Source organism: Amycolatopsis thermalba (assembly GCF_003385215.1).
Taxonomy (GTDB): domain Bacteria; phylum Actinomycetota; class Actinomycetes; order Mycobacteriales; family Pseudonocardiaceae; genus Amycolatopsis_E; species Amycolatopsis_E thermalba.
This window is the reverse complement of record NZ_PQHW01000004.1, coordinates 37,130-49,716: the sequence shown is the minus strand read 5'-3', so window position 1 is coordinate 49,716 and position 12,587 is coordinate 37,130. Positions and strand designations below refer to the sequence as shown.

Here is a 12,587-nt window from a genome sequence, read left to right as displayed (position 1 = left end):
CGGTGAAGCGCTCCGGCCCACCTCCCCGGCCAGCCAGGCTTCCCGGGTTCCACGGCCGACCCCACCTTGCCGAGCTGAGTCCGTTCTATCCCACTCCCTCGCCGTCGGTCAGGAACTGCTGCCCGCCCGGGACGATTGCCTCCTCTCCTGGGTCTCCCGACGAACCCGGTCCATGTGCTCCCTGACAGCCGAAATCTCGACCGCCAGTTGGGGGTATGCGTGGTCGAGGTACTGGCTCACCCCCGTCAGCGGCGTCAGCAGGGCCGCAGCGTCGTCCTCGGCCAGTGCCCGCCGGACCTTGCCGACTCCCGGCACTCCTTTCAGCGCGCTGATCTGCCCGGCCAGCCGGCGCAGCGATGCCGAGTTCTCGCGCGCCCACTGGGTGACCGCCTTCTCTTCCGCGCGGCGGTCCCGGGTCTCCTGTACCCGCTCGTCGGCCGTGTTGGCGCTGCCCGCGGCATCCCGGAGCCGCAGGTAGCGACGCTCGGCCGCCTGCCTGCTCGCCACACCGAGCGCCGGCGCCAGCTCCGCCCAGCTGGCCCCCGCCTCGCGTGCGGCCTCGATGAGCTGCGGTTCCCAGGCCGTCAGCTCGTCCCGCAGAGCTCGCAGCACCTCGAGTGCGGCGAGCACCTTCCTCGGGTCGTCCCCGGCGGTGGCTTCGCCGAGGACACCCTCCACCAGTTCCAGCGCGTGATGCATGTTCTCGTAGGGCGGCACAATGTCATCATGCCGATGACATTCGGACTTGTCAACGGATCGACGACGCGCTATAACTGTGGTGTGCGACGTCAACGTCCAAGGTGAACGAGACCAGAGGAGGTGTGGCCAGATGTTGATGCGCACCGATCCCTTCCGTGAACTGGACCGCCTGACCCAGCAGGTGTTCGGCCAGGGGCCCGGAACGTGGTCGCGCCCCGCGGTGATGCCGATGGACGCCTATCGCGCGGGTGACGAGTTCGTGGTCGTGTTCGACCTGCCCGGCGTGGACCCGGACGCGATCGAGCTGGACATCGAACGCAACGTACTGACCGTCAAGGCGGAGCGGCGCCCCTCCGCCACTGGTGACAACGTCGAGATGCAGGTGGCCGAGCGGCCGCTCGGGGTGTTCTCCCGGCAGCTCTTCCTGGGCGACACGCTCGACACCGACAACATCAAGGCGGGCTACGAGGCCGGGGTGCTGACGCTGAGGATCCCGGTCGCCGAGGCCGCCAAACCGCGCAAGATCGCTATCGAGAGTGGTGAGAACCGCAAGGAGATCACCGCCTGAGACCACTCCAGAGGGGGTGATGCCCGGATGCACGCGGGCGAGCGCCCGGGCATCACCCGGTTCTCTCGCCGACCTTCGCCCGATACGGTGAGTTCGTGGGACTCATCGCCGAGCTCGAGGCTGATTTCGTCACGACCGACCCGGACGTGCTGGCCGGTTACCGATTCGACCAAGCCGGTTTCGGCACCGCCGGCGTGCCGGTGGCGCTGGCACGGCCGACCGACACCGAAGAAGTAGCAAGAATTCTGCGTGTCGCTTCCCGGCACCGGATCCCTGTCGTCCCACAGGGTGCCCGGACGGGACTGTCAGGCGGAGCGAACGCGGTCGACGGGGCGATCCTGCTCTCGCTGGAGCGGATGACCCGCATCCTGGACATCGACGAGATCAACCACACGGCAACTGTGCAGCCGGGGGTCGTGAACGCGGTCCTGTCCCACGCGGTCGAGGACAAGGGCCTGTTCTACCCGCCCGACCCCGGCTCATGGGAGTCGTCGACGATCGGTGGCAACGTCGCCACCAACGCCGGTGGGCTGTGCTGCGTGAAGTACGGCGTCACCAGCGACTTCGTCCGTGAACTGGAAGTGGTGCTCGCCGACGGGCGAGTACTGCGGACGGGCCGCCGCACCGCCAAGGGTGTAGCCGGGTACGACCTGGTGCGGCTGTTCACCGGCTCGGAGGGCACGCTCGGGGTGATCACCGAGGTGACCGTGGCGCTGAGGCCGGTGGCGGAGGCGCCGTTGACGGCGGTCGCGTTCTTCGCGGCGCCGCCGGCGGCGTGCCGGGCGGTAACGGAATACCTGAGCAGCGGGCAGCGTCCGTCGGTGCTCGAGTTGATGGACAAGCCCACGATCGACGCGGTCGCGGCGTACCGCGACCTGGGGTTTCCGGACGATGTCGAGGCCGTGTTGATCGCCCAGTCCGATCGGGGCCCCGCGGCACCGCACGACCTCGAGGCGTTCGCGAAGGTCGCGCGGTCCTGCGGGGCGACCGAAGTGCTCGTGGCGAGCGACCGCACCGAGGCGGACCTGCTCATCGCGGCGCGACGGTTGGCTGGGGTCGCGATGGAACAGCTCGGTGACCGGCTCGTCGACGACGTGTGCGTGCCTCGTTCCCGGCTGGCGGAGTTCTTCGAAGGAGTCACCGCCATCTCCCGTGAGCACGACGTGCTGATCCCGACGTGCGGGCACGCGGGGGATGGCAACATGCACCCGAACGTGGTCTTCGACGCCGCGGACCCGGACTCGGTGCGACGTGGGCAGGCCGCGTTCGACGCGATCATGGCGCTCGGTCTCCGGCTGGGCGGCACGATCACGGGCGAGCACGGCGTGGGCATGCTGAAACGAGACTGGCTGGAAAGGGAGCTGGGCGAGGTGGGCGTGTCCGTTCACCAAGCGGTCAAGCAGGCGTTCGACCCGCTGGGAATTCTCAACCCCGGCAAGGTCGTCCGCCCGCTACCGTGAGGGGCATGGACACAGCACTGTGGCATCCGTTCTCGGACATGGCGGTCGTCCAGGACGACGAGTTCGTCCTCGAGCGCGGCGAGGACGTGTGGGTCTACGACACGACCGGCAACCGCTACCTGGATGCCACGGCGAGCCTCTGGTACGCCAACGTGGGGCACGGCCGGGCGGAGATCGCCGAGGCGGCCGCCGAGCAGATGCGCAAGCTCGCCGGCTACTCGATCTTCGGTGACTTCGCCAACGAACCGGCGCGCGCCCTCGCGGGGCGGCTGGCCGGGCGCGCGCCGATGCCGGACGCCAAGGTCTTCCTCACCACCGGCGGTGGCGAGGCGATCGACAGCGCCGTCAAGATCGCGCGCCGCTACCACGTGGTGCAGGGGCAGCCCGAGCGGGTGCACGTCATCAGCCGGACGAACTCCTACCACGGCACCAACGGCATCGGCACCGGTGTCGCCGGGATCGAAGCGAACCGAACCGGCTTCGGCGAAATCCTGCCGTCCTCGTCGCGCGTCGCTTACGACTCGGTGGACGCGTTGCGCGATGAGATCCGGCGAATCGGCCCGGAGCGGGTCGCGGCGTTCCTGTTCGAGCCCGTCATCGGCGCGGGTGGCGTCCTCGCGCCGCCGGAGGGCTACGTGCAGGGCGTGGTGGACGTGTGCCGGGAGTACGGGGTGCTGGTCATCGCGGACGCGGTGATCTGCGGGTTCGGCCGGCTCGGCACGTGGTTCGGGGTCGAACGGTGGGGTGTGGAGCCGGACCTGATCACCTTCGCCAAGGGGGTGACCAGCGGATATCTGCCGCTGGGCGGTGTCGTCGTGCATGGCCGGGTCGCCGAACCGTTCTGGGGCCGGTCCGGCACGACCTTGCGGCACGGTGCCACGTACTCCGGGCACCCGGCGTGCTGTGCCGCGGCGCTGGCGAACATCGACATCCTCGAGCGTGGCAACCTGGTCCAGCGCGGGCGGCTACTTGAGGGTGAACTGGCCGCCGCGCTGCAGCCGCTGGCCGCGCACCCTCTCGTCCGCGAGGTCAGGGCGGGTGTGGGGCTGCTTGCCGCCGTCGAGCTGCAGCCGGATCTGTTCGAGCGCTTGCCGTCAGCCGTGGCCGATCTCAGTCTGCTCATCCGCCAGCGCGGGGTGCTGACCCGGACCTTGGCCAAGGCCCTGGCCGTCTCGCCGCCGCTGACCATCCAGCGCCCGGAGATCGACGAGATCGCCGGGGCGTTCGCCGCCGGACTCGATGAGCTGGCGCTGAAGGCCGGGTGATCCGGGTCGGGGCCGATGCCGGGGACGCGGCTGGCGCTGACAGCGGGAGCATGGCCCCGGCTGGGCTGTGGCGGGTTGATCGGTGGGGGCGCCGGTACCGGGCTGGTGATCGCGAGTGCGCTGGTGGGGATGGCCCGGATTGGGCTGAGGCGGGTTGATCGGTGTTGGCGTCGGGCTGGTGGTCCTGGGTGTGGCCGGGGGGCATGGCCGGGATTGGGCTGAGGCGGGGTGATCGGTGTTGGCGTCGGGCTGGTGGTCCTGGGTGTGGCCGGGGGCATGGCCGGGACTGGGCTGAGGCGGGTTGATCCGAGTGGGCGCTGGTGTCGGGCTCGTGGTGATGGCGCCTGGGTGATTCGGGCTGGCGTTGATCGTGGGTGGTTCCGGCTGGGCTGACGGTGGGCCGATCTGGGGCGGTGCTTGAACCGAACCCTTCAGGTGGGTGTGTGAAACCGGGGCGTGGCGGCGGTCCACTTGCGACGGTTCGCGCGAGCGTCGACGGGGACGACCCCCAGTCGTCCCCGTCGACGGCTTCGCTGGGGCTCAGCTCGCGTAGGGGCGTGTGCGTCGGGCGTCTCGGAGAGTGTGGGACCACCATGCCAGCTGGTCGAGCAGCGCCTTGGCCGCTGCCGTCGGGCCTTCGGGGTTCACCAGCTCACCCCGGTCGTCGAACTGGCTCCAGGCGCCGTGGAAGCTCACGGTCTCCCGGATGGTCACCGCGTGCAGTTCGGCGAAGACCGGGCGCAGGTGCTCCACCGCGCGCAAGCCGCCGGACAACCCGCCGTACGACACGAACGCCACCGGCTTCGCCTGCCACTGCGTGCCGTGCCAATCCAGCATCGTCTTCAACGATGCCGGGTAGCTGTGGTTGTACTCCGGAGTCACCACGACGAACGCATCCGCCTTCTCCAGGCGCTCGCTCACCGCCGCCACCTCGGGGGTCGGCCGGCCGGACAGAGCGGCCGGGAGGTTGGCGTCGGCCAGGTCGATCACGTCGACCCGGAACTCGCCATGGGCGGCCGCCTGCTCGGCGAACCACTTCGCCACCACCGGGCCGAACCGGCCGTCCCGGGTGCTTCCGATGATCACCGCAACATCAAGAGGTTCCATGCGCCCTAGGATGAAACCTCTACATTACTTGAGGTCAAGAGGCGATGAGCAGCAAACACATCGATCGGTAGATGTGCCGTGGTCTGGGCGATCAAGCGCGGCTGACCGGCAGATGTCTCCGTTGGTGCCGCGCGGGGAGGTGTCGGCGGCCGGGAGATGCTGGCCGGCGGGTGGTGCCGCGCGGGGTTTCGCTGGGACGAGTTGTGGAGGGCCGCGAGGGTGGCGCCGCGCGGGGTTTCGCTGGGACGAGTTGTGGAGGGCCGCGAGGGTGGTGCCGGGCGGGGTATCGCTGGCGGTGGGTGCTGCCGGTTTGGCGCGCCGGTCGAGTGGGGGTGACGGGGCGGGTGTCGTGGGCGAGTAACCCAGTCGATCCGGTGGTGCTGGCCGCAGGTCGCGTGGGTGGGGATCTCGTCGATCTGGTGGTGGCCGGGCCGGTGGTGGAGGTGACTTCGCCCTCCGGTGGTGCTGGCCGGTGGTGGGAGTGACTTCGCCCTCCGGTGGTGCTGGCCGGTGGTGGGAGTGACTTCGCCCTCCGGTGGTGCTGGCCGGTGGTGGGAGTGACTTCGCCCTCCGGTGGTGCTGGCCGGTGGTGGGAGTGACTTCGCCCTCCGGTGGTGCTGGCCGGTGGTGGGAGTGAGAACGTCGATCCGGTGGTGCTGGCCGGACGCGGCGTGGGCGGGAGTGACCTCGCCGTCGGCCGGTGGTGGTGCGGGTGACCTCGCCCTCGGGTGGTCGTGGCCCGGCCGATGGCCGGAGAGAGACCGCGCCGCCGGGTGTGCCTGGCCCGGTGATCCGGTCAGGGACACCCGACGACGATCCGGGTCAGCGCCACCCGGCGGACGGGTTCGGTCAGCTGGTGGTCACCAGCAGGTGTTGCCGTCGGTGCGCCGGCTTCGTTGCCTCGTCGGTCAGGGCTATGGCGAAGTCCGCATACGAGACACGGTCGGCGAGGTCGGCGGCCGCTGCCACCCGGTAGCCGCCCGTGCGGGGGCCCTCGTGATCGAAATCGCCCGCCGGGCTCACGTACAGCCAGTCCACGGGGCTTTCGCGCAGTACCTCCAGCCCCGCCGCGTGTGCTTCGCAGAACGGGCGGAACTCGGGTGGGGAACCGGGGGCGTCCACCGGCCGCTGGCCCGTCGCATCGGGCGCCAGGACGGACAGGCCGACGACGATCAGGCGCGCCGGCCCCGACTCGACCAGCGCGCGGGCCGAGGACGTGAAGAAACCGTGCGGATCGGTGCCCTCCCCGTACACCGCGGCCGTCGAGATCACCGCGTCCTGGTCCTTCACCAGCGCCGCCACCGAGGACACATCGGTCACGTCACCAGCCACCAGGTCGACTCCCTCCGGCGCCTGGTGCTTCCCGGGGTCACGGACCACCGCCGTCACCTCGTGACCGCGCCGCGCGGCCTCCGCGACCACCTGCCGTCCCGCGCGCCCGCCGGCGCCGAAAACCACGATTCTGCTCATACCGCGACCGTAGCCAGCACCCCGGTTTCCACCCGGATACCGGCTACCGTGGCAGCATGCGCGAACCCCTGCCGCCGGACATGTTCGACGAACTCTGCCCCTCGGACCTGGCGCCGATCCGCTTCGGCGACAAGTGGGTGCCACTGGTGATCGCCTGCCTCGAGGACGGCCCCCGGCGCTTCTCGGAACTCCGCGTGCCGCTGCGCCGCGTCACGCCCAAGGCCCTCACCAAGTCGCTGCGCGGGCTCGAACGCCACGGCCTCGTCCGCCGCACCAGCCAGCCCGGCACGCCACCCCGCGTCGAGTACGAGCTCACGCCACTGGGGCGCAGCATGCTGGAACCGATGAAGGTGGTGTGTGCCTGGGCGGGTGAGCACTGGGAGGAAATGCTGGACGCCCGTGAGGCTTACGACCAGAAGTTGCGCTGACCGTTGAAGGTGACGTTGGGCGGGTGGGCACTGGGAAGCTGCGCCAGCCACCCCTCATCGCCCCGTCAACCGGGTCTCGACCCGTTGGCGGGCTTCCCGCAATGGTGTCGTTCTCTTGTCCCGCGCGGTGTCCAGCACCGCGGACACCGTCGCGCCGATCGACTCCACTCGGGCGTTCGCCGCCGCCTCGTCCAGTCCTTCCACCTCGCGCAGCAGCGTGTAGACCGCGCCGCCCGCGCTGGCGATGAAGTCCGGCACCCACACGATCCCCCGCGCGGCCAGCTCGTCCGCCACCGGATCCGCCGTGAGCTGGTTGTTCGCCGGCCCGACGATCAGCGGCGCCGCCAGCTCGGGCACCAGCTCCGGCGACAGCACACCACCCACCGCGGCCGGCACCAGGATGTCCGCCGGCGTCCGCAGCGCCTTCTCCGGATCCACCCACTCGTACGCCGAATCGCGCTTCGCGGGGTCCACATCGGACACCACCACGCGCGCCCCCGCCGCTGCCACGTGCCGCGCCACCAGCTCCCCCACCGAGCCCAGCCCGCTGATCACCACCGTGCGACCGCTCAGCTCCGGACTCCCGAACACGTGCCGCGCCCCCGCCCGCACCGCGGCGAACACCCCCAGCGCCGTCGGGATGCTCGACGAGCCGTCCCACCGTGCTCCACGGGCAGGCAGAACACCCGCGACGTCGAGCGCCGCACCACCACCATGTCGTCCGGCCCCGTCCCGACGTCCGGACCACCGAAGTACGTTCCCCCGAACGACTCGATCAGCTCGCCCACGTCGAGCAGCGCCGCCTCCCGCAGCGACGGCGTCAGCTCCACACCGGGCCCCAGCGTGATCACGCTCTTCCCACCGCCGAAGTCCAGCCCGGCGGCCGCGTTCTTGGCGGTCATCGCCTCGGACAGGCGCAGCGCGTCGGCCAGGCCGTCCCGCCAGTCCGGGTAGCGGCGCAGCCGGATGCCGCCGGCCGCGGGGCCGAGGGCGCGGGAGTGGATCGCGACGACGATCGGCAGCCGCGAGCGGGGACCGCGGCGGACCTTCACCTCTTCATGCTCCATGCCGGGAAAGCTAGGCTGATGCACAACGACGAAGCGTCGCCGCCGAACGATATTCGGCACGAACATCGGAGCTGCGAACATGGACGAACTTGATTCGGCGATCGTGCGGCTTCTGCAGGAGGATGCGCGGCAGTCGAACCGGGACATCGCCCGCAAGGTCGGCATCGCACCGTCGACCTGCCTGGAACGGATCCGCCTGCTGCGCAAGCGCGGCGTGATCCGCGGCTACCACGCCGACATCGACTACAACGCCCTCAACCGCGGCGTGCAGGCGATCGTCGCGGCGCAGATCCGGCCGCTGACGCGTGACGTGGTGGACGCGTTCGAACGCTCGCTGGCGCAGCTGCCCGAGGTCATCTCGGTCTTCACGATCGCGGGCAGCGACGACTTCCTCGTGCACGTCACCGCGCAGGACATCGACCACCTGCACGCGTTCCTGCTCGAACGGTTCACCAGCCGCCGGGAGATGGTCACCTTCCGGACGTCGATCATCTACCAGCACCACAGCAAGCAGGTGCTGGACCCGCTACCGGAGGCGCGTCACTGATCGGGGTGCAGCGCGGCGAACACCGACGGCCAGTCCGGACGGGGCGAGTCCTCGTCGTCGTGCAGCTCGAACGTCTTGCCCGACGCCGCCGGGTCGAACAGCGCCGCGACCACGGCGTCGGCCACCGCCTCCCGGCTGACCCGGCCCTCGCCGGTGTCGCCCTGCTCGATGCGCACCCCGCCGGCCGGCAGGTCGTGCAGCCAGCTCGGCCGGATGATCGTGTACTGCGCGCCGCTCTCGCGCAGCGCCTGCTCGCCCCGCGCGCGGGCTTCGATGCGGGCGCTCATCTCCGGGTGCTCGGCCGGCCGCGTGAGGTAGATCTGGGACACCAGCACCACCGGGATGTCCTCGCGCGCCGCGATCTCCGCGATCGCCGCGACACCCCCGTGCATCGCCGCCTCCGCCGCGTCCGGCTCCTTCGGCGGTTCCGCCACGATGACGACCCCCTCGGAGCCGGCGAAGATCGCCGGATCGGGTTTCGTCGTCAGGTCCAGCGGCGGCTCCGAACTCCGGCTCGCCACCACCACCCGGTGACCGCCACCGGCGAGCCGTTCCCCGACCCGGCGTCCGGTCCGTCCGTTGCCGCCGACCACGACGAAGGTGCTCATGGCTCCCTCCCGGCTCTCTCGGAGGGCACCAGGATGGACCCGACGGCGATCATGGTCAATGGGTGGTGACTCAACCGTTCCCGCAGCGCGGCCGCCGCTTCTTCGGCGCCCAGCTCCGACCAGATCTCCAGTGATCGCCGGAACAGGCCGCGGGCCTCGCGGACCTGCCCGAGCCGTTCGTGCACCTCGCCCAGCAGCTGCCCGGCTTCGGCCTCCGACCGCCGGTCGCCGTCGCGCCGGTGCACCGACAGCGAGTTCACCAGCAGGAGCTTCGCGTGCGCGAGGTCGCCGCTGCGCAGGCACAGCTCGCCGAGGCTCTGGTGCGCGTAGCCGACGCAGTGGTCGTCGCCCAGCTCGCCGAAGATCGCGATGGCCCGGTCCAGTTCCTCGCGGGCCCGCCCGAGGTTGCCGCGCTGCTGGTGCAGCAACGCCATCCGGTGCCGCGCGTGCGCCTCGCGGTGCCGGTCGCCGATCTCGACGCACGCCTCACGCGCGTCGGTGAACCAGCGCTCGGCGGTCGCGTGACAGCCGCGCGCCAGCCACACGGACCCGATCGCGATCCGCACCACGGCCTCGCCGTGCCGGTCGCCGCTGCGGGTGAACAACTCCAGCGCGTCGTGGCAGTGCCGCAGCGCCATCTCGTGCTTGCCCGAGACGCGCCGGATCGTGCTCAGCCCGGCCAGCGCGACCGCCGCGCCCTGGTCGTCGCCGATGCCCCGGAACAACGCCAGCGACCGCTCGAACGCCGCACGCGCGGCGGTGTAGTCGTCCTGGTAGACCTCCAGCTGCCCGAGGTTGCGCAGCACCACCGCCCGCCCACGTGGATCGCCCGCGCGCTCGGCCGCGCCCAGCGCCAGCTCGTGCGTGCGGCGCCAGTCCTCGTGGTGCCCGCGCAGGTCGAAGTACGGGGTGAACGCCGTGGCCAGCCGCCACGCCAGCGCGTCGAAGCCGTGGTCCACCGCCAGCTCGACGAGGGGGACCGGTCGCTCGCCCGCGAACCACGCCACCGGATCCTCGACCCGGCCCGGACACCACAGGTCCGCCGGCCTCGGCTCCGGTGCGGCGCCGAAGAAGCGCACCGGCATCCGTTCCGCCGCCTCGGTGGCGAGCGAGAGGTACCCCTCGACGACGCGGCGGACGGCATCGGAGTCCGGCTCACCGAGTTCCCGCGCGTAGCAGCGCACCAGGTCGTGCAGCCGGTACCGGGGCGGCTCGCCCACCAGGTCCACCAGGTGCGCGTCGACCAACACCTCCAGCACGTCGTCCGCGTGCTCCCGGCCGAGCAGCGCCCCGACCACCCAGCCGGGGAACGGCCCGAACGCGCCGAGCGCCCGGAACGCCCGCGCGCAGCTGCCCGGCAGCTGGTCGTAGCTCAACGCGAGGCTCGCCCGCACCGCGAGATCGCCGACGCGCAGCTCGTCCAGGCGCCGCCGCTCGTCGGCCAACCGGACGGCGAGCGTGCGAAGTGTCCACTCGCGCCGGTGCGAAAGCCGTGCCCCGGCAATGCGAATCGCCAGCGGCAGCCGTCCGCACGCCTCGACGATCGCGGCCGCCGCCTCGGGTTCGGCCGCCACCCGGCCGGCCCCGGCGATCCGGGCCAGCAGCTCCGTGGCCTCCGCGCCGGTCAGCACCCCGACGTCGACGTGCCGCGCGACGGTCAGATCGGGCAGCCGCCCCCGGCTGGTCACCAGCACCGCGCACGCACCCGCGCCGGGCAGCAGCGGCCGCACCTGCCCGGCGCTGCCCGCGTCGTCGAGCACCACGCACACCCGACGCCCGGCCAGCCGCGACCGCAGCAGCGCCGACCGTTCGCCGAGCCCGCGCGGAATTCCGGTGTCGGGCACGCCGAGCGCGTGCAGCAGCTCGGCCAGCACGTCCAGCGGCCGCCGCGGCGACTCGGACGTGCCACGCAGGTCCACGTACAGCTGGCCGTCCGGGTAACGGCCGCGCGCGGCGTGGGCGGCGTGCACGGCCAGCGCCGACTTCCCCGCGCCGGGCGGGCCGGACAACACCACGACCGCCGGACGCTCGCCGTCGAGCAGGCCGGTCAGTTCCGCGAGCCGGCTCTCCCGGCCGGTGAAGTCGGGCAGGTCCAGCGGCAGCTGGCACACCGGCACCGGAGCGTCCAAGCCGGCCACCGCCTGCCGCAACCCCAGACCCGGCTCGGTGGCCAGCACCGCCCGCAGCACGCGCTCGGCCTCGGCGTAGGCGGCCAGCGCCTCGCCCTGCCGCCCGCTCGCACCGAGCGCGACGACGAGCAGCCGCCACAGCTCCTCGCGCAGCGGCTGCTCGGCCAGCAGGCCACGCAGCTCGACGATGGCGTCCGCGTGCCGCCCGGCCGCCACGTGGAACCGCAGACGTTCCTCCTGCACCGACAACCGCAGCTCGCTCAGCCGCGCGACGGCCGACGACCACGTGTGGTGGTGCGGCAGGTCCTCCAGCACCGCACCGCGCCACAGCGCCGCGGCCCGGTCGAGCAGCGCGGGCGCCCGCTCGGCGTGCGCCCGCGCCACGAGCCGCTCGGCCACCGTCGCGTCCAGCTCGTCCGGCCCGGCGTGCAGCAGGTAACCGCCCGCGCGGCCCTCGATCCGGTCGCCCAGCACCCGCCGCAGGCCGTGCACGTAGGTGCGCAGGTTCGCGGCCGCCGACCGCGGCGCGCGCCCCGGCCACAGCACGTCGGTCAGCGCGTCGGCGGACACCACGACGCCGGGCTGGAGCAGGAGCGCGGCCAGCAGCAGGCGCGGTTTCGGACCGCCGAGCGGCGCGGGACGAGCCCCCACCGCCACTTCGAGCGGCCCCAGGATGCGGAAGAACACCAACGGCATCGCCCCCGACCGGAAAAAAGGAAATCCGATCGTAGGCAAACCCGTCAACGATTCACCAGTACCGTTCGGCGGCTTTCGCCCGAAATTCAGCGAAAGTATTCGCGCCGATTGTTCACTTGTTCACCGGTTTCGACCGGCCGGGTGCGGGCGAACTCCGCGTCGGCGGGCAGCTTCGGGCCGCGTGGCTCGTCGGCCGCCAGGCGGAGACAGGCGAGCAGGCGCAACCCCGTCCACTCCCGCTCGGTCCAGCCGCCGGGGGCCGCCGGTGGGCGCCAGTCCAGCTCCTCGGCCTCGGTCCACACGTCGTGGGCGTGACCGGCCAGCAGGACGAGCCGCGACACCGGCTCCTGGCGGGAGACCATGTCCGCCTCGCAGCGCACCGCGTCGTCGACCGCGGCCAGGTGGCGGTCGAACGTCCGCCACAACGAAGGGTCTCCGGCCAGCGCCCGCCAGCCGGAGTCGAGCCGCCCGGCGATTCCGCGCAGCCACCGCCGCGCGGATCGATCTGCCAGGGAATCGGCCCACCGCACCCTTCGATGATGG

13 protein-coding genes are annotated in these 12,587 nt (G+C 71.9%); 5 read left to right on the top strand and 8 right to left on the bottom strand.

Annotation, left to right across the window (positions count from 1 at the left end):
* Nucleotides 1–108: 108 nt before the first annotated feature.
* Complete coding sequence (locus D0D15_RS02865) at nt 109–717, bottom strand: hypothetical protein (protein ID WP_094006202.1); 609 nt, start codon at nt 715–717, stop codon at nt 109–111.
* 112 nt (nt 718–829) lie between these two features.
* Between D0D15_RS02865 and D0D15_RS02860 the strand changes: the two genes are divergently transcribed.
* The 3 genes from D0D15_RS02860 to D0D15_RS02850 all read left to right on the top strand — a co-directional run bounded on the left by D0D15_RS02860 (nt 830) and on the right by D0D15_RS02850 (nt 3,992).
* The gene (locus tag D0D15_RS02860; protein WP_094006203.1) at nt 830–1,267 is read left to right on the top strand and encodes an Hsp20/alpha crystallin family protein; all 438 of its coding nucleotides are present in this window, start codon (nt 830–832) and stop codon (nt 1,265–1,267) included.
* Nucleotides 1,268–1,362: 95 nt separating this feature from the next.
* On the top strand, nt 1,363–2,727 hold the full coding sequence (locus D0D15_RS02855) for an FAD-binding oxidoreductase (protein WP_094006204.1): 1,365 nt from the start codon (nt 1,363–1,365) through the stop codon (nt 2,725–2,727).
* Between the two features lie 5 nt (nt 2,728–2,732).
* Nucleotides 2,733–3,992: an aminotransferase family protein gene (locus D0D15_RS02850; protein ID WP_115944218.1), complete on the top strand. Its 1,260-nt coding sequence runs from the start codon at nt 2,733–2,735 to the stop codon at nt 3,990–3,992.
* A 540-nt stretch (nt 3,993–4,532) separates the two neighbouring features.
* Here D0D15_RS02850 and D0D15_RS02845 read toward each other — a convergent pair.
* On the bottom strand, nt 4,533–5,099 hold the full coding sequence (locus tag D0D15_RS02845) for an NADPH-dependent FMN reductase (protein ID WP_094006206.1): 567 nt from the start codon (nt 5,097–5,099) through the stop codon (nt 4,533–4,535).
* 849 nt (nt 5,100–5,948) lie between these two features.
* On the bottom strand, nt 5,949–6,569 hold the full coding sequence (locus tag D0D15_RS02840) for an NAD(P)-dependent oxidoreductase (protein ID WP_094006207.1): 621 nt from the start codon (nt 6,567–6,569) through the stop codon (nt 5,949–5,951).
* A gap of 56 nt (nt 6,570–6,625) precedes the next feature.
* On the opposite strand from D0D15_RS02840, the gene D0D15_RS02835 reads away from it, so the two are divergent.
* Nucleotides 6,626–6,997: a winged helix-turn-helix transcriptional regulator gene (locus tag D0D15_RS02835; RefSeq protein WP_094006208.1), complete on the top strand. Its 372-nt coding sequence runs from the start codon at nt 6,626–6,628 to the stop codon at nt 6,995–6,997.
* A 54-nt stretch (nt 6,998–7,051) separates the two neighbouring features.
* Here D0D15_RS02835 and D0D15_RS36830 read toward each other — a convergent pair whose 3' ends face one another.
* Both D0D15_RS36830 and D0D15_RS36825 read right to left on the bottom strand, forming a co-directional pair.
* Nucleotides 7,052–7,588: an NAD(P)-dependent oxidoreductase gene (locus tag D0D15_RS36830; RefSeq protein ID WP_244214930.1), complete on the bottom strand. Its 537-nt coding sequence runs from the start codon at nt 7,586–7,588 to the stop codon at nt 7,052–7,054.
* Nucleotides 7,567–8,064: a Glu/Leu/Phe/Val dehydrogenase dimerization domain-containing protein gene (locus D0D15_RS36825; RefSeq protein WP_240325168.1), complete on the bottom strand. Its 498-nt coding sequence runs from the start codon at nt 8,062–8,064 to the stop codon at nt 7,567–7,569. The genes D0D15_RS36830 and D0D15_RS36825 overlap by 22 nt, the downstream gene beginning before the upstream one ends.
* A gap of 79 nt (nt 8,065–8,143) precedes the next feature.
* Here D0D15_RS36825 and D0D15_RS02825 point away from each other — a divergent pair, with 79 nt between their 5' ends.
* Nucleotides 8,144–8,611, top strand: a complete 468-nt coding sequence (locus tag D0D15_RS02825) for an Lrp/AsnC family transcriptional regulator (RefSeq protein ID WP_094006209.1) — start codon at nt 8,144–8,146, stop codon at nt 8,609–8,611.
* Here D0D15_RS02825 and D0D15_RS02820 read toward each other — a convergent pair.
* The 3 genes from D0D15_RS02820 to D0D15_RS02810 form a co-directional block, all read right to left on the bottom strand.
* Nucleotides 8,605–9,219, bottom strand: coding sequence for an SDR family oxidoreductase (locus D0D15_RS02820; RefSeq protein WP_094006210.1), 615 nt, complete (start codon nt 9,217–9,219; stop codon nt 8,605–8,607). The genes D0D15_RS02825 and D0D15_RS02820 overlap by 7 nt on opposite strands.
* Nucleotides 9,216–12,044, bottom strand: coding sequence for an AfsR/SARP family transcriptional regulator (locus tag D0D15_RS02815; RefSeq protein WP_115944217.1), 2,829 nt, complete (start codon nt 12,042–12,044; stop codon nt 9,216–9,218). The genes D0D15_RS02820 and D0D15_RS02815 overlap by 4 nt, the downstream gene beginning before the upstream one ends.
* 86 nt (nt 12,045–12,130) lie before the next feature.
* Nucleotides 12,131–12,574: a DUF6401 family natural product biosynthesis protein gene (locus D0D15_RS02810; RefSeq protein WP_094006212.1), complete on the bottom strand. Its 444-nt coding sequence runs from the start codon at nt 12,572–12,574 to the stop codon at nt 12,131–12,133.
* Nucleotides 12,575–12,587: the final 13 nt, after the last annotated feature.